The sequence below is a fragment of the Pseudomonas sp. RIT411 genome (assembly GCF_003057735.2).
GTDB classification, from domain to species: Bacteria; Pseudomonadota; Gammaproteobacteria; order Pseudomonadales; family Pseudomonadaceae; genus Chryseomonas; species Chryseomonas oryzihabitans.
Genome location: NZ_QBIZ02000012.1, coordinates 1 through 21,127, shown reverse-complemented (window position 1 = coordinate 21,127; position 21,127 = coordinate 1). Strand labels below are relative to the sequence as shown.

Below are 21,127 nucleotides of genomic sequence, written 5' to 3'. Positions count from 1 at the left end.
ATGAGCCGCGACTGCCGTCATCTCGAATCCCTGTTGCACCACGATATTCCCATCACCAAGGCCCTGGGCCTGGAAGTCCGCGACTGGAGCGAGCAGCGCCTGCAGCTGCATGCCCCGCTGGACGCCAACATCAACCACGCCAGCACCATGTTCGGCGGCAGCCTCTATTGCGTGGCCGTGCTGGCCGGCTGGGGCTGGCTGTACCTGCGCCTGCGCGAAGCCGGCATCGAGGAAGGCCATATCCTCATCCAGGAAGGCCAGATCAGCTATCCGCGGCCCATCACCACCGATGCCCTGGCCTATGGCGAGCCGCCCGAGGCGCGCGCCTGGGAACGCTTCGAGACCACCTTCCGCCGCCGCGGTCGTGCGCGTATCACCCTGCAGTCGCGCATCGTCAGCGAAAGTGGCGAGGATGGGGTACGTTTTACCGGTCAGTACGTGCTGCACCGCTGAGAGCTTGTCCAAAGTCTGCTGCGCGTCGGCCAAACTGCGTTGAAAAGACCTTCGGAATGCTCATTTACCGCTCGTAAACTCCGCTTCCTCAGGTCTTTTCGCCTTGTCTGGCTCTAGCTCGCGAGCCTTTGAACAAGCTCTGGCCGGGTAACACAGCATGCAAAAGGGCGACCCTGGGGTCGCCCTTTTTCGTTTCCGTTGCCCGCTCAACCGTGGGAATGCGGTTCGGTCTTGGCCTGCTGGGCGGTATTGGTGTCGGGCAGGTTGTCCGGCGGCACGGCCAGGGCGCGCAGGGCGCCGGACATGATCTCGCTGAAGGTCGGCGCCGAGACCAGGCCACCGAAGTAGCCTTCCTTGGTCGGGGTATCCAGCATCACCGCCAGCACCAGCTTGGGATCGGCCGCCGGCGCCATGCCGACGAACAGCGAGCGATAGGCGTGCTCGGTGTAGCTGCCGGAGCCGGCCTTGCGCGCGGTCCCCGACTTGCCGGCCACGTGATAGCCGGGCACCCGGGCGCGGATCACGCCGCCTTCGTCTTCCACCACGTGGTTGAGCATGGCGCGCAGGCGCCGGGCGATGGTCGGGTCCATGGCCTGGACGCTCTGCTGCTTCTGGTCCTTGAGCAGGGTCAGGGGGGTCAGCAGGCCGTCGTTGGCGATCACCGAATAGGCCTGGGCCAATTCGGCGACGTTGACCGCCAGGCTGTAGCCAAAGGACATACTGGCCGTGGCGATCTGCGACCACTTGGTGTGGCCGGGCAGGTAGCCGGCGTTCTCGCCGGGAAAGCCCAGCGCCATGGGATTGCCGAAACCGACCCGGCTGAGCTGTTCGTAGATGGGCAGCGGGCCGATCTGCAGGGCCACCTTGCTCATGCCGATGTTGGACGAGTTGAGCAGCACCCCGGTCATGGTCAGCACGCCGCGCTTGGCCACGTCGTGGATGGTGTGACCGTCGATGGTCATCCAGCCCGGCGCCACGTCCACGGTGCTGTTCTCGTTGAACTTGCCCGAGGCCAGGGCCACCGACATGCTGAACGGCTTGATCACCGAGCCGGGCTCGAAGGCGTCGGTCAGGGTGCGGTTGCGCATGTTGGGGATCTGCAGGGTGGCGCGGTTGTTGGGGTTGTAGGAGGGGAAGTTGGTCATCGCCAGGATCTGGCCGGTCTTGGGATTGACCAGCACGGCCGACCCGGACTGGGCGCCGAACTTCTCCACCGCCGTCTGCAGGGCGCGATAGGCGATGAACTGCAGACGCAGGTCGATGGACAGGGCCACGTCCTTGCTCGGTTGCGGCTGGCGCACCACGCGGATGTTCTTGACCACCGAGCCGCGCGGATTGATCAGTACCTCGCGCACCCCGCCGCGACCGGCCAGCCAGTCTTCGAAGCCCAGTTCCAGGCCCTCCTGGCCATGGCCGTCGATGTTGACCATGCCGATCACCTGGGCCACCAGGTCGGAGCTGGGGTAGTAGCGCTTGTACTCCTTGATCTGGCGCACCCCGGGCACGCCGAGGGCCATGATGTTCTCTCCATCGATGGGCGACAGGGCGCGGGCCAGGTAGAGGAAGTGCTTTTCCGGATGGCCGAGGATCAGGTTGCGCAGTTCGGCTTCGGGCTTGTGGATGGCCTGGGCCAGGCGCCCCAGCTGGTCGGCGCTGTCCTGCATCTCGGACGGATTGCACCAGATGGTCACCACCTCGGTGGAAACCGCCAGGGGCGCGCCGTTGCGGTCGGTGATCATGCCGCGGGTCACTGGAATGGCGATGTGGCGCACCGAGCGGCGATCGCCCTGGTCACCCAGGAAGGCGGCATCGAACAGCTTGAGGTAGGTGATGCGGCCGGCGACCACGCAGGTCAGCAGGACCAGCACGACGACCACGACATAGAAGCGATAGCGGGGTGCGGCCGTCATGGCGGCTCCTGCGCGAGAAGAGGGCTTGGGCATGGTCACAACTGGTTACAACCGTCAGGGACGCGCATGGTAACTGCTCCAGCCATCGGCCGGAAACCGCTGGGCGGTCGGGGGCGGTACACTGCGCACATGAGCGACATCCCCCTGCACGATCTTTCCACCCCAACCGTGACCTGCGAGAGCTGTCAGGCCTGGTGCTGCCGCCAGGAAGTCCTGCTGTTCGACGACGCCGGCGTGCCCGCCCGCTACATCGAGGAAGACTGGACCGGTACCCGCATGAAGCGCCTCGACGACGGCTGGTGCGCCGCCCTGGATCGCGAGCAGATGAATTGCAGCATCTACGAGGTGCGGCCCTGGGTCTGCCGGATCTTCGACATGGCCGGCCCGGAATGTCTGGAGGAGCGGGAGGATATGAAAAGGGCGATGGAGAGCGGTGATTTCTGAGCGGCTCGCCTGAAAGGCTCGGCCGCCGGGAAGTCTTATTGCGGCCATGGGCCGCTCCTACAGGAGATGAGGCTTCTGTAGGAGCGGCCCATGGCCGCGATAGTCCAAGCCAGAGCGGTCGCTACGGCGCACCGGCATGGCCGCGCTCAGGGATTCAACGCAGCTTCTGCGGCTTGTAGGCGCAATACCCCGGGCGCGGGCCGACCCTTGGGTGGTTGCGGCAGGTTTCCGGGCGCTGGTCGTAGATGGTGCACAGCCGCGTCTTGGGATGCAGGTAGACGCAGTCGTTGTTGGACAGCCGCACCAGGGTGAAGAGCCCGGTCTTGGCGTTGAGGCGCTCGACCACGCCGTCCTTCTTGAGTCGCTTGGCGATGTCCTTGAGCGGCTCGCCCTTCTCGAATTCGTCCACCACGCCCATGCGGATCAGATCGGACAGGCGGGCTTCCACCGGCAGGGTGCAGCAGCTGGACACGCAGTCCAGGCACATGGCCTTGTCGTAACGGATCCAGGTTTCGGTGCGATCGAGATCGGCCCCGAGAATGCGCAGTATCTGAGCCATGGCTTACTCGGCGAAGGTGACCTGACCATCGGCCAGGGAGGCGACGCGGGCCAGGGATTCGACGCGATAGCCCTGGGCGTCGAGTTCGGCGCGACCGACCTGGAAGGACTTCTCGATGACGATGCCCAGCCCTGCGACCTGGGCCCCGGCCTGACCGATGATGGAGATCAGCGCCTTGGCCGCCTTACCGTTGGCGAGGAAGTCGTCGATGATCAGCACCCGGTCGTCGGATGACAGATGCATGGTCGAGACGGCTATGGTGCTCTCCGTCTGCTTGGTAAAGGAATAGACGCTGGCCACCAGCAGGTTGTCGGTCAGGGTCAGCGACTGGTGCTTGCGGGCGAAGATCACCGGCACGCCCAGCTCCAGTCCGGTCAGCACCGCCGGGGCGATCCCCGAGGCTTCGATGGTCACGATCTTGGTGATGCCGGCGTCGGCGAAGCGGCGGGCGAACTCCTGACCGATGTCGCGCATCAGCGCCGGATCGATCTGGTGGTTGAGGAAGGCATCGACCTTGAGCACCTGCTCGGAGAGTACTTGGCCTTCGCTGCGAATCTTGGCTTTGAGGCGTTCCACGCGGACGGTCCTTTAACGGCAACGCCCGGGCCTGAGTGCAGGACCGGGTCTGGGAATACGGGAGGGCGGCGATTGTGCCCTATCTTTCAAGAAAGTCGTTAGTTTGCCGACAAATCGTCCTATAGCTATCCGCAACGGATAGCCGACGCTTGCCGGTGGCTGGCACAGGAGTGGTCGAACATGGGTGTTTTGTTGTCACCGGGTATGCGCGTGCTGAGCCAGTTCGGCTTCGCCCGCAAGTTCGCCCTGCTGCTGGTGCTGTTCATCCTGCCGCTGGCGGTCAGTCTCTGGCTGCTGGGCGCCGATTTCCAGGCCAAGCTGGCCACTGTCAGTGGCGAGCGCAGTGGCGTGCGACTGCTGCAACGGCTGGATGCCGTGGAAGAAGAACTCACCCTCCGGCGCAACCTGACCGCGCGCTGGAAGGCGATCGACACCAGTCGCCAGGAGACGCCGGCCGTGAAGGCCGCCATCGCCGCCCTGGAAAGTCGCAACGACAGTCGGCGCGAGCGGCTCGCCCAGCTCGGACAGCAACTGGAGAGCGAAGGGGCCAGCGCCGATGTGCAGGCGCGCTTCAAGACCCTGCAGCAGGCGCTCGCCGGGCTGGAGGTCAGCGATCTGCGCAGCCTGGGCTGGTGGCCGGACGGCTACGACAGATTCACCGCCGCCCTGGGCGCCGTGCAGGCGCTGCGCGAGGAGATCGCCCTGGACAGCGGCCTCATCCTCGATCCCTGGATGGAAACCTACCTGCTGATGCAGATCGGCACCACCCAGTCGGTCGAGTTGTACGAGCGCCTCGGCCGCCTGGCCAGCGTCGGTCAGGCCAGTGTGGTCTCCGGCCAGTTCAGCCTGCAGAGCCGCCTGCAGTTGCGCGACCTGCGCGCCCGCGTCGGCGATTCCAGCGAGAGCCTGGCCAAGGTCGCGGTGCTGCTCGGCAACAAGCTGCCCGCCGACATGGCCGGCTGGAAGGACGATTACCAGAAGCTCAGCAGCCAGCTGGACGCCAGTCTCAAGACCCTCGATCAGGGGGTGTTCGGCGGCGAGATCACGCTCAAGCCGGAGCAGTTCGAAACCACCCTGGACGGGGTCCTGCAGGGACTGCAGACCTTCCGCCAGCAGACCCTGAAGAATCTGGACCAACGGCTGCAATACTATGGCGCCGATGCCGTGCGCAGCTTTGCCGCCATCGCCGCCGGCTTCGGCCTGCTGCTGGTGGTGACCTGCTACCTGCTGCTGTGCATGCAGGCCGCCATTCGTGGCAGCGCCCGGCGCATCACCACCCTGGCCGAAGGCCTGCGCGACGGCGACCTGACCCGTTCGGCCCAGGTGACTGGCCAGGACGAACTGGCCGAGATCGGCCGCGCCCTGGACCTGGCCGTGGTGCAGCTGCGCGGCAGTCTGCAGGCGGTCGAGCAGGAGAGTCGCCAGGTGGGCACGGCGTCCGGGGAGCTGGGTCAGCAGGCCGAGGCGGCGCTGGGCGCCGTCGAAGCCCAGCGCCAGCAGATCACCCAGATCGCCACCGCCGCCACCGAACTGGCCGCCACCGCCCAGGGCGTGGCCCAGAGTTGCGAAGAGGCCGCCGGGCGCGCCGAGCAGATGCGCGGCATCGCCGAGGCCAGCCAGAGCGACAGTCGCCAGACCACCGCCAGCATCCAGCGCCTCAACCAGCGCCTGGACGAGACGGCTGCGGCCATGGCCCAGGTCAATGCCCAGGCCGGGCAGATCCAGCAGGTGGTGGACGTCATCCGCGGCATCGCCGAACAGACCAACCTGCTGGCGCTCAACGCCGCCATCGAGGCGGCCCGGGCCGGTGACCAGGGAAGGGGCTTCGCGGTGGTCGCCGACGAGGTGCGTTCGCTGTCGCAGCGCACCCAGGCTTCCACGGCGCAGATCGCCGGGACCGTCGGCAGCCTGAGCGGCACCGTGGCCCAGGCCGTGTCCCTGATGCAGGAGGCCTGCGGCCAGGCCGCCAGCGATGCCCAGTCGATCACCGGGCTGGGGCGGCGGCTGGAAGAGATCGCCGAGTCGGTGCAGGGCGTCTCCGACACCCTGGTGCAGATCGCCACCGCCGCCGAACAGCAGGCGGTCACCGCCGACCAGGTCAGTGGCAATATCCAGCAGATCGATGGGGCCGCGGCCGATCTGCTCGGCAATGCGCGCACGGTGCAGAGCACGGCGGTGGGTCTGGAGGCGGGCAGCCGCACCCTGACGGCCAACACCACCCGCTTCCGCCTGGGCTAGCACGCAAAAGGGGCGCCTTTCAGGGCGCCCCTTCTACTCAAAGCTTTCTGATCAGGCCCGGGTATCGAGCAGCCGGCCCAGGGTTTCCTGCGAGGCCTGCATGACCTTGGTACCGGCCAGCGCCTGGTACTTGCCGACATCCAGATTGACCAGCTCGCTGGCCAGATCGGCCTGGCTGTTGGTGGTCGCGGCCAGGGCTTCCTGTTCGTTGCGGGCCGTTTGGGAGGCGAGGGCGGCACCGGCCTTTTCGACCGTGCGGCTACCGTTCTGGTAGGCCTGCACCCCGGCATAGAGCGAATTGCTTGAAGTCACGTTCATGGACAGGGTCCTCGACGGTGATGTCAAAGGGCTATTGAAGCAGCTTTGACGCCAAAGAACCAGCAGTCCCTGTCACCGCCTGTGTCCGGCTATTGCTGGATCGTCGCCCGATTGCCCTGGCCGCTCTGGCGCAGGTCGAGACTGTTGCCCGCACCGGCCTGACTGATGGAGGCGTACTGGCTGGCGCCCTGCTGGCTGACGCTGACCTGGGCGTCGCTGGCCAGTCCCGCCTGCAGCAGATGGCCGTCGCCCAGTTGCTCGACACTCAGCTCGAGGTTGTCGCCCACCCCGACCGCACTGATCTCGTTGTCGTTGCCCTGGGTAGTCAGGGTCAGGCGCGAATCCTCACCGCCGATCAGGACGCCGGCGCTGTTGCGATTGCCCTGCTGCTGCAGTTCGAGGCGGTTGCCATGGCCGGTCAGATTCACCTGGACGGCATTGTCGTCGCCGACTTGCCGCGCACTGACGCGCTGGGGGCTGGCGTCGAGGCCGTTCTGCTGCACCGCCGCCTGGTTGCGGTTGCCGATCTGGATCAGCTGGACGTCCTGCTGCCGCGCGCCCTGGCGAGCGCCGGCCCGGTTGTCGTCGCCGCGCTGCTCGACCACCGCCCGGTTGGCGGCGCCACCCTGCAGCAGCTCGACCTCGTTGCGCGCGCCCAGGCTCAGCACGTCCTGGACGTGATCCTCGCCCACCTGCCTGAGTCGCGCCGCGCTGTCGCGACCGTCCTGGAAAAGATTCAGCCCGTTGCGCGCGCCCTCCTGCTCGATGCGCAGCCGCTGGTCGTCACCGCCCTGGCGCACCAGGGCTTCGTCGAGCAGGCCGCGCTGGACGATCTCCACCGTATTGCGCTGGCCATGGCCCTGGTAGACATAGGCGTGGCTCTGGCTGGCTTCGCCCTGGTCGATGCTGACCTCGCGCGCGCCACCGGCGGCCTGGGTGACATTGGTGAAGTTGCCCACGCCGCCCTGCTCGACGCGGGTACGGTCGCCCTGGGAGGCGCTCTGGGTGAGATAGGCCTGGCTGGCACGACCGCTCTGGCTGACCTCCAGGGTGCCCTGGCGGGTATCCGGCGTCTGGCTCAGGAAGGCGCCGAGGCGCTCGCCGCGCTGCTCCACGCGGGTCTGGTTGTCCAGCGCCCAGGTGGTGCTGGTGAGGCCGAGCAGGCCCAGGCAGGTCAGGAACTTGAAGGTAGGCACTCGGGCGATCCGGCAGCGGCAGACAGGGCAGTCTGCCGCCGGCCTGGCCCACCGGCCATCGCCCGAAAGACTGATATCAGCCGGGCAGGCGCAGGTGCGCGGCGACCGCCGCCGGCGTAGCCGCGGCCAGGTGCGGCACCGTGCCCAGGCAGGGCGCCGGCAGGCGTTCGTGCAGGGTGGCCAGGTTGTCGTCCAGGCGCAGGGTGGCCGGTGCCACCAGGTTGGCCATCCAGCCGGCCAGGGTCAGGCCGTCGGCGAGGATGGCCTCGGCGCTGAGCAGGGCGTGGTTGATGCAGCCCAGGCGCACGCCCACCACCAGGACGACCGGCAGACCCAGCTCGCGGGCCAGATCGGACAGGGACTCCCGGCCGGCCAGGGGCACGCGCCAGCCGCCGGCGCCTTCCACCAGGGTGAAGTCGGCCTGCAGCGCCAGGATCCGCCGCACCGGGGCGGCCAGGGCGGCGACGCTGAGGTCGATGCCGGCTTCGCGGGCTGCCAGATGCGGGGCGATGGCGGGTTCCAGGGCGATGGGATTGATGTCGGCGTAGTCGAGCGGCAGCGAGGTCTCGCCGAGCAGGGCCAGGGCGTCGCCGTTGCGCAGGCCCGCGGCGGTCCGTTCGCAGCCGGAGGCCACCGGCTTGACCCCGGCGGTGGCGAGACCCTGCAGCCGGGCCCGGTGCAGCAGGCCGGCGGCGATGGTGGTCTTGCCGATCTCGGTGTCGGTGCCGGTGACGAAGTAGGCGGACATGGGGGTCATTCCTTGCGCAGCAGGACGTGGATCACCTGGTAGGTGGCGGGCAGGCCGGTGGGCTCGCGCAGGCTCTCGTAGGCCTGGGTGAAGGCGGCCAGGCGCTGGCGACCGGTGAGGCCCTGGGGACGTCCCTGGTTGAGGTTGTGGGCGCCGATGGCCTTGAGGTGCTGGGTCAGGGCGCGCAGATCGGGGAAGTGCAGCCGCTCGGGCGCGACCTCCAGCGTCAGCCGCTGCAGGCCGCTGGCCTGGGCGGCTGCGACATAGGCCGTCTGGGGGCGGAAGCGATTGACGTGCACCTGGTCGTCCACCCGGGCCCAGCTCTGGCGCAGTTCGTCGAGGGTGCCGGCGACCAGGCTGCTGAAGGCCAGCACGCCACCCGGGCGTAGGATGCGCCGCGCCTCGGCGAGCACCCTGGGCAGATCCGGGCACCACTGCAGGGCCAGGCTGGAGACGATGAGATCGCAGCTCTCCGCGCGCAGCGGCAGGCGTTCGGCGTCGGCGGTGAGGTAGTGCCGGGCCCCGGCGCCCTGGGCGCGGGCATGGCTAAGCATGCCGGGCGCCAGGTCCAGGGCCAGGCCTTCGGCCTGCGGATAACGGCGGGCCAGGGCGCGACTGCAATAGCCGGTGCCACTGCCCAGGTCCAGCCAGCGTTGCGGGTCAAGCCAGACTCGCTCCTCTAGAGCGTGTAGCCGGGCGAAGAGGCCGTCGGCGACCCGGCGTTGCAGCAGGGCGGCGCCGTCGTACTGCGCGGCGGCGCGGGAAAAGGACAGCGCCACCTGGCGCTTGTCGGGCAATACGTCAGCCATCGCGTCCTGCATAGATGAATTCACGGATACGGGTGGCCACCTCGTCCGGGCGTTCCAGGGGCAGGCCATGGCTGGCGTGCTCCAGGACCTCGACCTGGGCATTGGGCAGCTCGTCGCGCAGGGCTTGGGCCGCCGCGGCCGGCACCAGGGCGTCGTGGGCGCCGAACAGGTGCAGCTGGGGACCGCTGAAGGCCTGCAGGGCGGAGCGGGTGTCCAGGCGCGCCAGCAACTCCAGGCCGGCGATGACCACCTCGGGCTCGATCTCCGGCAGGGTCACCTGCAACTGGCGGGCGAGGGTGCGGCTGTCGCGGGCGCCCTGGGCCACCAGCAGGGTGAAGCGCCTGAGGGTCTGCTCGGCATCCAGCGAGCAGGCCTCGAAGAAGTCGGTGAAGACGCTGCGCGCCATGGCGGTCTGCCAGCCGGCGCGGGCGACGAAGCAGGGATTGCTGGCCAGGGTGATGAGACCGTGCACGCCCTGGGGGCGGCGCAGGGTGAATTCGCTGGCGAGCATGCCGCCCAGCGACCAGCCGGCCAGCCAGCCGCCTTCGGCGATGCGGGCTTCCAGGTCGGTGAACCAGTCCTGGGTGTCGGCCAGGGCCGGCAGCGGCTCGATCAGCACGTCGAGAAAGGGTGCCTGCTCGACGAGTTCGTCACGCAGGGGCTCCAGCGGAGCACTGCCCAGGCCCCAGCCGGGCAGCAAGATCAGGGTATCGCGCATTGGTCGGTCACTTATCCGCGTCAGGCGGTAATTCGGCCATGGCCTGGGCCAGAGCGTCGAGCAAGAGGTCCACGTGCGCTTCGCGATGGGCCGCCGTCAGGGTCACCCGCAGGCGGGCACTGCCGGCCGGTACGGTGGGCGGTCGGATGGCGGTGACCAGGATCCCGCGTCGGCGCAGGGCGGCGGAGAGTGCGAGGGCGCGCGCGCTGTCGCCGACCAGGATCGGCTGGATCGGCGTGGCGCTGAGCATAAGGTCCAGGCCGAGGGCCGTCGCGCCCCTGCGGAATCTCTGGATCAAAGTGTGCAGAAGCTCACGGCGCCAGCCCTCCTCACGGACGAGCTGCAGGGCGGCGAGGGTGGCGCAGGCCACCGCCGGCGGCTGGCTGGTGGTGTAGATATAGGGGCGGGCGAACTGGATCAGCGTCTCGATCAGTTCCTCGCTGCCGGCGACAAAGGCCCCGGCGGTGCCGCAGGCCTTGCCCAGGGTGCCGACCAGCACCGGGACCTGGCCCTGGTCCAGGCCGAAGTGCTCGACGATGCCGCCGCCGCTGGCGCCCAGGGTGCCGATGCCGTGGGCATCGTCCACCAGGGTCCAGGCGCCGTGGCGCTGGGCGACCTCGCAGAGCTCGGGCAGGGCGGCCAGATCGCCGTCCATGCTGAAGACGCCGTCGGTGACCACCAGGGTGTCGCCCTCGGCCTTGGCCAGGCGCGTGGCCAGGCTGGCCGGGTCGTTGTGCAAATAGCGGCCGAAGCGCGCGCCGCTGAGCAGACCGGCGTCGAGCAGGGAGGCATGGTTGAGGCGGTCTTCCAGCACGGTATCGCCACGCCCGACCAGGGCGGTGACGGCTGCCAGGTTGGCCATGTAGCCGGTGGAGAACAGCAGGGCGCGTGGCCGCCCGGTGAGGTCGGCCAGGGCTTCTTCGACCTGGTGATGCGGACCGCTGTGGCCGATCACCAGGTGCGAGGCGCCGCCGCCCACGCCCCAGCGCTCGGCGCCCGCGCGCAGGGCGGCGATCACCTGGGGATGATTGGCCAGGCCCAGGTAGTCGTTGCTGCAGAAGGCCAGCAGGGACTCGCCATCCACCACCACCTCGGGGCCCTGGGGCGCTTCCAGCAAAGGGCGGCGCCGATAGAGGTGCTCGGCGTGACGCTGGGCCAGGCGGGCGGCGAGGTCGAAGGCCATGGGGAGTCTCGGTAGCGTTGGAAGGCCCCTCACCCCAGCCCTCTCCCGAGGGGAGAGGGGGTTGGTCTGGAGCGCGGGTTGGGCGGTGGTTTACCCTCACCCCGGCCCTCTCCCAGGGGGAGAGGGGGACGACAGGGGTCAGGCGGTGGCGGCGTCGTAGAAGAGTTCGCTGTTGCGCTGTTCCACCAGGGCCTGCTCGATGGCGGCCTGGTGCACCTCGTCGGCGTGTTCTTCGCGGGCTTCGGGCTGGATGCCGAGGCGGGCGAACAGCTGCATGTCCTTGTCGGCCTGGGGGTTGCCGGTGGTCAGCAGCTTCTCGCCGTAGAAGATGGAGTTGGCACCGGCCAGGAAGGCCAGGGACTGCATCTGCTCGTTCATCTGCTCGCGACCGGCGGACAGGCGCACATGGGACTTGGGCATGAGGATGCGCGCCACCGCCAGGGTGCGGATGAAGTCGAAGGGATCGACGTCCTTTTCCTCGGCCAGTGGGGTGCCCTGGACCTTGACCAGCATGTTGATCGGCACCGACTCGGGGTGCTCGGGCAGGTTGGCCAGCTGGATCAGCAGGCCGGCACGGTCGTCCACCGACTCGCCCATGCCGAGGATGCCGCCGGAGCAGATCTTCATCCCGGCTTCACGAACGTAGGCCAGGGTCTGCAGGCGCTCGCCGTAGGTGCGGGTGGTAATGATGTTGCCGTAGAACTCCGGCGAGGTGTCCAGGTTGTGGTTGTAGTAGTCCAGGCCGGCGTCGGCCAGGGCGCGGGTCTGCTCCTGGTCCAGGCGGCCGAGGGTCATGCAGGTCTCCAGGCCCAGGGCCTTCACGCCCTGCACCATCTGCAGCACGTAGGGCATGTCCTTGGCGGAGGGATGCTTCCAGGCGGCGCCCATGCAGAAACGGGTGGAGCCGATGGCCTTGGCCTCGGCGGCCGCCTCCAGCACCTTCTGCACCTCCATCAGCTTTTCCTTTTCCAGACCGGTGTTGTAGTGGCCGGACTGGGGGCAGTACTTGCAGTCTTCCGGGCAGGCGCCGGTCTTGATCGACAGCAGGGTGGAGACCTGCACGCGATTGGGATCGAAGTGCTGGCGATGCACGCCCTGGGCCTGGAACAGCAGGTCGTTGAAGGGCTGCTGGAACAGGGCGCGGACTTCGGCGAGAGTCCAGTCGTGACGCAGGGCGGTAGCGCTCATGGGAGATCCTCGATGCATAGGACGGCCGGGTGCCGGAGCGGGGCCGATGAATGCGGTCGACCTTAGCCGAAGTCCTGGTCGACTACTGCTCATAAAATGAGCAATTGCCGGATTTTTCGCAGGGAGATTGATGGGGTGTGGTTTGGGACACGGTGGCGCGTGGATCGGGTCCGTTGAGCTTCACCGGGTTCGGTACGGGGTAAGTCGTAGGACTAAGGCCAATCGCGGCCATGGGCCGCTCCTACAAAGGCATCACTCCCTGTAGGAGCGGTCGCTACGGCGCACCGGCATGGCCGCGATAAAGACGGTTGCTCCTACAGCAGCCGGATATTCCGTAGGAGCGGCCGCAGCGGTGGACCGTCATGGCCGCGATAGCCCCAACCTGAGCGACCTGGTTGGCTTCGCTATGCTCAGCCCAACCTACGTCAGAGCATCCGCTCCAACCCCACCGCCTTGACCACCCAGGCGTTGAAGCGGCGCCAGGCGCTGCCGGGTTCGTGGTGCAGCACCCGCGGCTGGCCGTCGCGTTCGCTGACCCACTCCAGCCGCACCCGCCCGCGATCCTCGACGCGCTTGACCGCATAGGAGACGCTCGGGTCCATGCCCTGCAGCATCAGCTGGCGCAGGCGACCGGTGAGGACCGGGCTGTCCACCAGGATGCCGACCTCGGTGTTCCACAGCACCGAGCGCGGATCGAAGTTGAAGGAGCCGATAAAGGACCAGCGTCCGTCGATGGCCATGGCCTTGCTGTGCAGACTGGATTCGGATTCGCCAAAGCTGTAGGGCAGCGCGGATCGCTTCTGGTCCGGGCGGGCGCGCAACTCATAGAGCCTGACCCCCTGGGCCAGCAGCGCCGCGCGATAAGGCGCGTAGCCGGCGTGCACGGCGGGCACGTCGGTGGCTTCCAGGGCGTTGGTCAGCACCCGCACATCGACGCCGCGGGCGGCCAGGCCGCCCAGGTAGGCGACCCCCTGATTCATCGGCACGAAGTAGGAAGAGACCAGCAGCAGTTCGTGCTGGGCGCCGTCCAGGGTCGGTTGCAGCTGATGGGTGAGCAGCAGCTGCCAGTCCGGTTCGTCCTCGGCCAAGACCTTGCGCGGCGCATCCCAGAACGCCTGGGCGTGGGCCCAGGTCAGCTCCTGCAGCCAGCCGTCGAGCTGGGGCGCGGTGGCGTAGCGCCGCAGGCGGTTGTACAGCGCCAGGTCGCGGGTGCGTTCGCTGTCGAGGTAGTGATGCAGCCGCGCGCGCAGCCGCACCAGGGCGGTGGGTGAGGGGGCGAACCAGCGCAGTCGCCGGGCCGGCTGGCTCAGCGGACTGTTCCAGTACTGGTCGAAGCTGGTGCCCAGCTGGCGCGCCACCGGACCGGCGGCAAGCAGGTCGAGATCGGTGAAATTCATCTCCGGGCGGGCATCGAAGTATTCGTCGCCCAGGTTGCGTCCGCCGACGATGGCCACGCTGTCGTCGGCCAGCCACAGCTTGTTGTGCATGCGGCGGTGCTGGTGGTTGAGATCCACCAGCCGGCCCAGGGCCCGGGTCGGACCGGTGCTGCGGCCCAGGTGCAGCGGATTGAAGACGCGGATCTGCACATTGGGATGGGCCGCCAGCACGGCGATCTGGTAGTCGTTGCCGTCGCTGCTGGTGTCGTCGATGAGGAAGCGGATGCGTACGCCGCGATCCGCCGCCTTGAGCAGTTCGTTGACCAGCAGTCGGGTGGTCAGGCCGTCGTGGACGATGTAGTACTGGATGTCCAGGCTGCGCTGGGCCTTGCGGATCAGCTCGGCGCGGGCGGTGAAGGCGTCGGTGCTGGTTTCCAGCAGGCGCAGTCCCGATAGACCCGGATGGGCGGCGCCGGCGGCGCGCACCTGGCTGTCCAGGGCGGTGCCGGCGACCGGCAGCACCTGGGAGGCGTGGCGCGGAAGCGACGTGGCGCAGCCGGCCAGCAGCGCCAGCAGCAGGGGGACGAGCAGGCGGATCACAGGCTGTCCTTGAGGCGATACCAGAGCATGCCCAGGGCCAGCAGCGGCGACCTCAGGTGGCGACCGCCGGGAAAGCGCGCATGGGGCACCCGGGCGAAGAGGTCGAAACCGGCCGACTGGGCCAGGATGGCCTCGGCCAGCAGGTGACCGGCCAGGTGGGTGGCGTTGACCCCATGACCGGCATAGGCCTGGGCATGGAAGACGTTGGGGTGCTCGCGCAGCCGACCGATCTGCGGCAGGCGATTGGCGCCGATGCCGATCATGCCGCCCCAGGCGTAGTCGATCCGCACATCCGCCAGTTCGGGGAAGACCTCCAGCATCTTCGGCCTCATATAGCCGGCGATGTCCCGGGGATCGCGCCCGGAATAGTGGCAGGCGCCGCCGAACAGCAGGCGGCGGTCGGCGGAGAGGCGGAAGTAGTCCACCGCCACGTTCTGGTCGCAGACCGCGCGATTGCCCGGCAGCAGCCGCGCGGCGCGCTCGGCGGAGAGCGGCTCGGTGGCGATGACATAGCTGCCGGCCGGCAGGACCTGGGCGGCGAGGTCGGGTTGCAGGTCGTCGATATAGGCGTTGCAGCAGAGCACCAGGGTGTCGGCGCTGACCCGGCCGCGGGCAGTGTGGACGCGCACCCGGGGGCCGTATTCCAGGCGGGTGACCTGGCTGTCTTCGTGCAGCTGCACGCCCAGCGCCCGGGCCGCGGCGGCTTCGCCGAGGGCCAGGTTGAGCGGATGCAGGTGGCCGGAGCCCTCGTCGATCAGAGCACCCTGGTAGCGCTCGGAACCCACCACCTCCGCCAGCCGGGCCTTGGGCACCAGTCGCAGCGGATGGGGGTAACCCAGCGCCTGCAGCGCGGCGTGCTCTTCCTGCAGGTGCTGCCAGTGGCGCGGCTTGTTGGCCAGGTCGGCGAAGCCCCAGGTGAGCGCGCAGTCGATGCCGTGGCGGGCGATTCGCTGGCGGACCCGATCCACCGCCTCGAAGCCCAGCCGCTTGAGTTCGCGTACCCCTTCGGCACCTATGACCGACTCGAATTGCTCGACGTCATGGCCGACGCCGCGGATCAGCTGACCACCGTTGCGGCCGCTGGCGCCCCAGCCGATGCGGCGGGCTTCCAGCAGCACCACCCGGGCGCCCCGCTCGGCCAGTTCCAGGGCGGTATTGAGCCCGGAAAAGCCACCGCCGACCACGCAGACATCCGCCTGGACCTCGCCCTCCAGGGGTGGAAAAGCCAGTTCCAGATTGGCGGTGGCGGCGTAGTAGGAGGGCGCGTGGGGCTGCATAGGCGGCGTCTGATTTAGCAGGCGAAAGGGACGAGAGCCTGTTCAAAGTCTTGCGAGCTAGAGCCAGACAAGGAGAACAGACTTGAGGAAGCGGAGTTTACACAGAGTAAATGAGCATTCCGAAAGTCTGTTCGACGCGGTTTGGCCGACGCGCAGCTGACTTTGAATAGGTTCTAAGCCGTCGGGCGTTGGGCGACCAGGGTAAAGCTCATCGGCAATTGGGCGGTCTGGCCGATGTAGCCGTCATAGTCGGCCTCGCGATTGGAGTGCGGATGCTCTTCCAGCCGTTGCAGCCTCAGGCCGGCGTCCAGGCAGGCGGTGACGATGGCCCCCAGGGTATGGATATGCCAGTAGCTCGGCGCGCCCTGGCCGTGATCCAGGCCGTCGTAGGTGATGAGGTCCGTGCTGACCAGCGGGTCGCGGCGAAAGTAGCTGTAGCGCGGCACCAGCGGCTGGTCCGCATGGGGCTCGAAGACTTCCAGGAAGGGATGGGTCTCGTAGATCACCAGGCGTCCGCCCGGTGCCAGCAGGCCCCGCACCGCGGCGAAGAAGGCCGGCAGGTCCGGCATCCAGTTCAGCACGCCGATGGTGATCAGCACCAGGTCGTGCTGGCCGAGCCCGGCGGGCAGGGCATAGATGTCGGCGGCGATCAGCCGCGGCGCCAGGCCCGCGGCTGCGGCCAGCTGCTCGCCCTGGGCGAGGAAGGCCGGCGACTGGTCGATGCCCAGGGCGGGCCGGGCGCCGAAGGCCGCCAGGGAAAGCAGTTCGCGGGCATTGTTGCAGCCGACCTGGGCGCAACTCAGGCCGCGGATGTCCAGTGCGGTGAGGGTGGCGGTCAGGCAGGCATCGAGGACCGAGAAGCCGGGTTGGCGAGCCTGTTCCAGCAGGCGCTGCCAGTCCTCGCCCTGGGCATGCAGCGGCGCCGACACCTCCCAGGCCTGGCGATTGGCGGCGGTGATGAACTGACGCTGGTGGGGATCCATGGGCGGCCTCCTTGGCTGTCGATGCAAAACCCGCAGCCTAGACGGTGATCCCCGGGCTCGCCAGCCGTCAGTCCGGCACCGGCAGGCTCAGGGTCTCCTTGATCTCCTCCATCACGATGTAGCTCTTGGATTCGCGCACATGGGGCAGCTTGAGCAGGATGTCGCCCAGCAGCTTGCGGTAGGAGGCCATCTCGGAGATGCGCGCCTTGACCAGATAGTCGAATTCGCCGGAGACCAGGTGGCATTCCAGCACCTGGGGCAGCTTGAGCACGGCGCGGCGGAATTCCTCGAAGGTGTCGCCGGACTTGTAGTCCAGGCTCAGCTCGACGAACACCAGCAGCCCGGCCTTGAGGTGCTGCGGATTGAGGCGGGCGTTGTAGCCCTGGATGATGCCTTCGCGCTCCAGCCGGCGGACGCGCTCGGTGCAGGGGGTGGTGGACAGCCCCACCCGTTCGCCCAGCTCGGTGAAGGAGATGCGGCCATCGTCCTGGAGGATGCGCAGGATGTTGCGGTCGATCTTGTCCAGCTCGCGTCTGGCCTGGTGATGGGTACGCATCGCGGGGGTCTCTGCCAAAGGGGTCTTTACCGGAAAATTACTCCGAATATAGGCAATTCTTCAGTGATTAGCACTGCGAGCGGCTTTCTATACTTGCCGTATCTGCCTTCATTCCGACGAAAGCCGGCGAAATCCTCTCACCGGCCAGGAGCTAGCGATGCGTGTACTGGTTTTGGGGAGCGGCGTCATCGGCACGACCAGCGCCTACTATCTGGCCCGTCAGGGTTTCGAGGTGGTCGTGGTCGATCGCCAGGCCGGTCCTGCCCTGGAGACCAGCCATGCCAACGCCGGTCAGGTCTCCCCTGGCTATGCCTCGCCCTGGGCCGCGCCCGGCGTGCCGCTCAAGGCGCTGAAGTGGCTGTTCCAGAAGCACGCGCCCCTGGCCATCCGCCTGACCGGCGACAGCAGCCAGTACCTGTGGATGGCGCAGATGCTGCGCAACTGCACCGCGGCGCGCTATGCGGTCAACAAGGAGCGCATGGTGCGGCTGTCCGAATACAGCCGTGACTGCCTCGACGAGTTGCGCCAGGACACCGGCATCGCCTACGAAGGCCGCCAGCTGGGCACCACCCAGATCTTCCGCACTCAGCAGCAGGTGGAGGCCGCGGCCAAGGACATCGCCGTCCTGGAGCGTTCCGGCGTGCCCTTCGAATTGCTCGACCGCGACGGCGTGGCCCGGGTCGAACCGGCGCTGGCGGCGGTCAAGCACAAGCTGGCCGGCGGCCTGCGCCTGCCCAACGACCAGACCGGCGACTGCTTCCTGTTCACCAATCGCCTGGCCGAGGAAGCCCGCCGCCTGGGCGTGGAATTCCGTTTCGGCGCCGAGATCCAGCAACTCAGCGCCAATGGCGATCGCATCGACGGCGTCAGGGTCGATGGCGAACTGCTCACCGCCGATCACTACGTGCTGGCCCTGGGCAGCTATTCGCCGCAATTGCTGGCACCCCTGGGCATCCGTGCGCCGGTCTATCCGCTCAAGGGCTACTCGCTTACGGTGCCCATCGTCGATGCCGCCATGGCACCGACCTCGACCATCCTCGACGAGACCTACAAGGTCGCCATCACCCGCTTCGACGATCGCATCCGCGTCGGCGGCATGGCTGAGATATGTGGCTTCGACCTGAACCTGGATCCGCGCCGCCGCGCGACCCTGGAAATGATCACCGGTGACCTCTATCCTCGCGGTGGCGACCTCGCTCGGGCCAGCTTCTGGACCGGTCTGCGGCCCGCCACCCCGGACGGGACCCCCATCGTCGGCGCCACCCGCTATCGCAACCTGTTCCTCAACACCGGGCACGGGACGCTGGGCTGGACCATGGCCTGCGGTTCCGGTCGCCTGCTGGCCGATCTGATCGCCCGCAAGCAGCCGCAGATCAGCGCCGAGGGTCTCGACATCTCCCGTTATTCCGCTACCCAGGAGTCCCCGCGCAATGCCCGTACAGCGTCTGCACACTGATCGCCGCCTCAGCGAAATCAACATCCACAACGGCACCGTCTACCTGGCCGGCCAACTGGCCGACGACTTTTCCGGCGACATCTATCAGCAGACCCGCGAGACCCTGGCCAACGTCGACAAATTTCTTGCCGAGGCCGGCAGCGACAAGCAGCACATCCTGGTGGTGACCATCTTCCTGCGCGACATCGCCCTGCACTTCGAGGGCATGAATCGCGCCTGGGACGAGTGGGCCGCCCAGGGCGCCACCCCGGGTCGCACCACCGTCGAGGCCAAGCTGGCCAAGCCGGACATCCTGGTGGAAATGAACGTCATCGCCGCCGTCAAGGCGTAAGACCGCTATTCCCCCTCTCCCCCTGGGAGAGGGCCGGGGTGAGGGCGTTGTCCAGCCCTCCTGTCCCTCACTCTTCCCCTGCCGAGACCTCCCATGCGTCCCGCCCGCGCCGTCATCGACCTCGCCGCCCTGCGCCAGAACTATCGCCTGGCACTTGAACTCTCCGACGCCCGCGCCCTGGCGGTGATCAAGGCCGATGCCTATGGCCATGGCGCCGTGGCGGTGGCCAGTGCCCTGGCGGGCGAGGCCGACGGCTTCGCCGTGGCCTGCATCGAGGAGGCCCTGGAACTGCGCGCCGCCGGGATCCGCGCGCCGATCCTCTTGCTGGAAGGCTTCTTCGGCATCGACGAGCTGCCGCTGATCGCCGAGCACGATCTCTGGACGGTGATCCACGCCGACTGGCAACTGGAGGCCCTGGAGCGGACCGCCCTGGCGCGGCCGCTGCAGGTCTGGCTGAAGCTGGATTCGGGCATGCACCGGGTCGGCTTCTTTCCCCAGGACTATGCCGCCGCCTACCGGCGACTGCTGGCCAGCGGCAAGGTCAGCGGCATCGTCAAGCTGACCCACTTCGCCCGCGCCGACGAACCGGACAGCCCGGCCACCGCGGCGCAGATCGCCACCTTCCGCGCGGCCACCGAGGGCCTGCCCGGTCCCACCAGCCTGCGCAATTCGCCGGCGACCCTGGGCTGGCCCCAGGCGGCCGGCGACTGGGTGCGCCCCGGGCTGATGCTCTATGGCGTCTCGCCCTTCGCCTCGGCCCAGGCCGCCGCCGAACGCCTGCAACCGGTGATGACCCTGACCTCGCGGGTGATCGCCGTGCGCGAACTGCCGGCCGGCGAGCCGGTGGGCTATGGCGCCCGCTACGTCACCGCCGGGCCGACCCGGGTCGGGGTGGTCGCCCTGGGCTATGCCGACGGCTATCCGCGCCATGCGCCCAACGGCACCCCGGTGGCCATCGAAGGGCGTCCTGGCCAGCTGATCGGCCGCGTGTCCATGGACATGCTCACCGTCGACCTCACTGATCATCCCCAGGCCGGGGTGGGCAGCGAGGTGGAATTCTGGGGCCGCCAGGTGTCGGTGGCGGACCTGGCCGAGCGCTGCGACACCATCCCCTACCAGTTGCTGTGCAACCTCAAGCGGGTGGCGCGCAGCTATCGCGACTAGGCCTGGGTGGGGCCTCTGGCCGCTGCCGCAGCCAGGCGAGCGCCACACGGGAGCCGCGCGTCCGTCGTGGTGTTGTAAATCTCGAACAGCGTTGCCATGATGCTGAACACCGTGCCACGGCACGCCCTCAGCGCGTGGCCTGGCCACGTCTCACCCGCCTGCTCGAGGAGTCTTCTCCACCTTGGACGTCGGTGCCCGCCTGCAAACCATCCGTACCCTCAAGGGTCTGTCCCAGCGCGAACTCGCCAAGCGTGCCGGGGTGACCAACAGCACCATCTCGATGATCGAGAAGAACAGCGTCAGCCCCTCCATCAGTTCACTGAAAAAAGTGCTGGCCGGCATTCCCATGTCCCTGGTGGAGTTCTTTTCCCTGGATCTGGAGCAGGACACGCCGACCCAGGTGGTCTATCGCGCCAATGAGCTCATCGACATCTCCAGCGGCGCCCACACCGTGCGCATGCGCCTGGTCGGCCGTGCCCATCCCAGTCGCGCCCTGGCCTTTCTCGACGAGACCTATCCGCCCGGCGCCGACACCGGCGAAGAGATGTACGCCCATGAAGGCGAGGAGGCCGGCCTGGTGGTGGAAGGCCGCCTGGAGCTGACCGTGGGCGGCGAGGTGCACATCCTCGAACCCGGCGACAGCTACTACTTCGAAAGCAGCCGCCCGCACCGCTTCCGCAATCCCTTCGAAGCCCCCGCCCGGCTGATCAGCGCGACCACCCCGGCGAATTTCTAAGCGCTTGCGCGGCCCTCACCCCAGCCCTCTCCCGGAGGGAGAGGGGGCTGTCCGAGTGGGCGCTCGAGTTCCTCTGTCCGCGTAGGGTGGAAAACGGCGCAGCCTTTTCCACGTTGAAGCCGGTGCCTGGGGGCGCCCTCACCCCAACCCTCTCCCGGAGGGAGAGGGGGCTGTCCGAGTGGGCGCTCGAGTTCCTCTGTCCGCGTAGAGTGGAAAACGGCGCAGCCTTTTCCACGTTGAAGTGAGTGTCTGGGGCGGCCCTCACCCCAGCCCTTTCCCGGAGGGAGAGGGGGCTGTCCGAGTGGGCG

The 21,127-nt window shown here is 68.1% G+C and carries 20 protein-coding genes and 1 pseudogene; 7 read left to right on the top strand and 14 right to left on the bottom strand.

All coding sequences use genetic code 11. The annotated features are described in order from the left end of the window. The gene (locus DBY63_RS16485; RefSeq protein ID WP_007159880.1) at positions 1-453 is read left to right on the top strand and encodes a thioesterase domain-containing protein; all 453 of its coding nucleotides are present in this window, start codon (positions 1-3) and stop codon (positions 451-453) included. A 206-nt stretch (positions 454-659) separates the two neighbouring features. On the opposite strand, the gene DBY63_RS16480 is transcribed toward DBY63_RS16485, so the two are convergent. Continuing rightward, entirely contained in the window at positions 660-2,363 is a 1,704-nt protein-coding gene (locus DBY63_RS16480) for a penicillin-binding protein 2 (RefSeq protein WP_027597412.1), read from the bottom strand. Between the two features lie 129 nt (positions 2,364-2,492). Between DBY63_RS16480 and DBY63_RS16475 the strand changes: the two genes are divergently transcribed. After that, positions 2,493-2,807, top strand: a complete 315-nt coding sequence (locus DBY63_RS16475; protein ID WP_027597413.1) for a YkgJ family cysteine cluster protein — start codon at positions 2,493-2,495, stop codon at positions 2,805-2,807. Positions 2,808-2,961: 154 nt separating this feature from the next. Here the strand turns inward: DBY63_RS16475 and DBY63_RS16470 are convergent, their stop codons facing one another. Both DBY63_RS16470 and DBY63_RS16465 read right to left on the bottom strand, forming a co-directional pair. Beyond that, entirely contained in the window at positions 2,962-3,366 is a 405-nt protein-coding gene (locus DBY63_RS16470; RefSeq protein WP_027600650.1) for a YkgJ family cysteine cluster protein, read from the bottom strand. A gap of 3 nt (positions 3,367-3,369) precedes the next feature. Further along, the gene (locus DBY63_RS16465) at positions 3,370-3,942 is read right to left on the bottom strand and encodes a xanthine phosphoribosyltransferase (protein ID WP_027597415.1); all 573 of its coding nucleotides are present in this window, start codon (positions 3,940-3,942) and stop codon (positions 3,370-3,372) included. A 180-nt stretch (positions 3,943-4,122) separates the two neighbouring features. Between DBY63_RS16465 and DBY63_RS16460 the strand changes: the two genes are divergently transcribed. Continuing rightward, the gene (locus DBY63_RS16460) at positions 4,123-6,180 is read left to right on the top strand and encodes a methyl-accepting chemotaxis protein (protein WP_177411464.1); all 2,058 of its coding nucleotides are present in this window, start codon (positions 4,123-4,125) and stop codon (positions 6,178-6,180) included. 51 nt (positions 6,181-6,231) lie between these two features. Here DBY63_RS16460 and DBY63_RS16455 read toward each other — a convergent pair whose 3' ends face one another. The 11 genes and pseudogenes from DBY63_RS16455 to DBY63_RS16405 form a co-directional block, all read right to left on the bottom strand. Beyond that, complete coding sequence (locus DBY63_RS16455; RefSeq protein WP_108581639.1) at positions 6,232-6,498, bottom strand: hypothetical protein; 267 nt, start codon at positions 6,496-6,498, stop codon at positions 6,232-6,234. A gap of 89 nt (positions 6,499-6,587) precedes the next feature. Beyond that, positions 6,588-7,694: a curlin gene (locus tag DBY63_RS16450; protein WP_108581638.1), complete on the bottom strand. Its 1,107-nt coding sequence runs from the start codon at positions 7,692-7,694 to the stop codon at positions 6,588-6,590. Positions 7,695-7,770: 76 nt separating this feature from the next. Beyond that, the gene (bioD, locus tag DBY63_RS16445) at positions 7,771-8,442 is read right to left on the bottom strand and encodes a dethiobiotin synthase (RefSeq protein WP_108581637.1); all 672 of its coding nucleotides are present in this window, start codon (positions 8,440-8,442) and stop codon (positions 7,771-7,773) included. A gap of 5 nt (positions 8,443-8,447) precedes the next feature. After that, the gene (gene bioC, locus DBY63_RS16440) at positions 8,448-9,263 is read right to left on the bottom strand and encodes a malonyl-ACP O-methyltransferase BioC (RefSeq protein WP_108581636.1); all 816 of its coding nucleotides are present in this window, start codon (positions 9,261-9,263) and stop codon (positions 8,448-8,450) included. Continuing rightward, a complete protein-coding gene (locus DBY63_RS16435) occupies positions 9,244-9,969 on the bottom strand; it encodes an alpha/beta fold hydrolase (RefSeq protein WP_027597421.1) in 726 nt (241 codons plus the stop codon). Before DBY63_RS16435 ends, bioC begins: the two co-directional genes overlap by 20 nt. Positions 9,970-9,976: 7 nt before the next feature. After that, complete coding sequence (gene bioF / locus DBY63_RS16430; RefSeq protein ID WP_027597422.1) at positions 9,977-11,152, bottom strand: 8-amino-7-oxononanoate synthase; 1,176 nt, start codon at positions 11,150-11,152, stop codon at positions 9,977-9,979. A gap of 138 nt (positions 11,153-11,290) precedes the next feature. Continuing rightward, positions 11,291-12,340 (bottom strand): biotin synthase BioB, encoded by a 1,050-nt coding sequence (gene bioB, locus DBY63_RS16425; RefSeq protein ID WP_007159868.1) that lies wholly within the window; start codon positions 12,338-12,340, stop codon positions 11,291-11,293. Between the two features lie 425 nt (positions 12,341-12,765). After that, positions 12,766-14,316 (bottom strand): phospholipase D family protein, encoded by a 1,551-nt coding sequence (locus DBY63_RS16420; RefSeq protein ID WP_108581635.1) that lies wholly within the window; start codon positions 14,314-14,316, stop codon positions 12,766-12,768. Next, positions 14,313-15,623: pseudogene (locus tag DBY63_RS16415) on the bottom strand (FAD-binding oxidoreductase); the annotation flags it as partial. The gene DBY63_RS16420 and the pseudogene DBY63_RS16415, both read right to left, overlap by 4 nt. A 143-nt stretch (positions 15,624-15,766) precedes the next feature. After that, entirely contained in the window at positions 15,767-16,576 is an 810-nt protein-coding gene (locus DBY63_RS16410; RefSeq protein ID WP_108581633.1) for a class I SAM-dependent methyltransferase, read from the bottom strand. Positions 16,577-16,643: 67 nt separating this feature from the next. Then, on the bottom strand, positions 16,644-17,132 hold the full coding sequence (locus tag DBY63_RS16405) for an Lrp/AsnC ligand binding domain-containing protein (protein WP_007159864.1): 489 nt from the start codon (positions 17,130-17,132) through the stop codon (positions 16,644-16,646). Positions 17,133-17,289: 157 nt separating this feature from the next. On the opposite strand from DBY63_RS16405, the gene dadA reads away from it, so the two are divergent. From dadA to DBY63_RS16385, 4 genes are all read left to right on the top strand, one after another. Beyond that, the gene (dadA, locus tag DBY63_RS16400; protein WP_108581632.1) at positions 17,290-18,588 is read left to right on the top strand and encodes a D-amino acid dehydrogenase; all 1,299 of its coding nucleotides are present in this window, start codon (positions 17,290-17,292) and stop codon (positions 18,586-18,588) included. Next, complete coding sequence (locus DBY63_RS16395; RefSeq protein ID WP_027597427.1) at positions 18,563-18,919, top strand: RidA family protein; 357 nt, start codon at positions 18,563-18,565, stop codon at positions 18,917-18,919. Before dadA ends, DBY63_RS16395 begins: the two co-directional genes overlap by 26 nt. Before the next feature lie 93 nt (positions 18,920-19,012). Further along, positions 19,013-20,083: an alanine racemase gene (gene alr / locus DBY63_RS16390; protein ID WP_108581631.1), complete on the top strand. Its 1,071-nt coding sequence runs from the start codon at positions 19,013-19,015 to the stop codon at positions 20,081-20,083. Between the two features lie 181 nt (positions 20,084-20,264). Further along, on the top strand, positions 20,265-20,819 hold the full coding sequence (locus DBY63_RS16385; RefSeq protein WP_007159860.1) for a cupin domain-containing protein: 555 nt from the start codon (positions 20,265-20,267) through the stop codon (positions 20,817-20,819). Positions 20,820-21,127 lie beyond the last annotated feature (308 nt).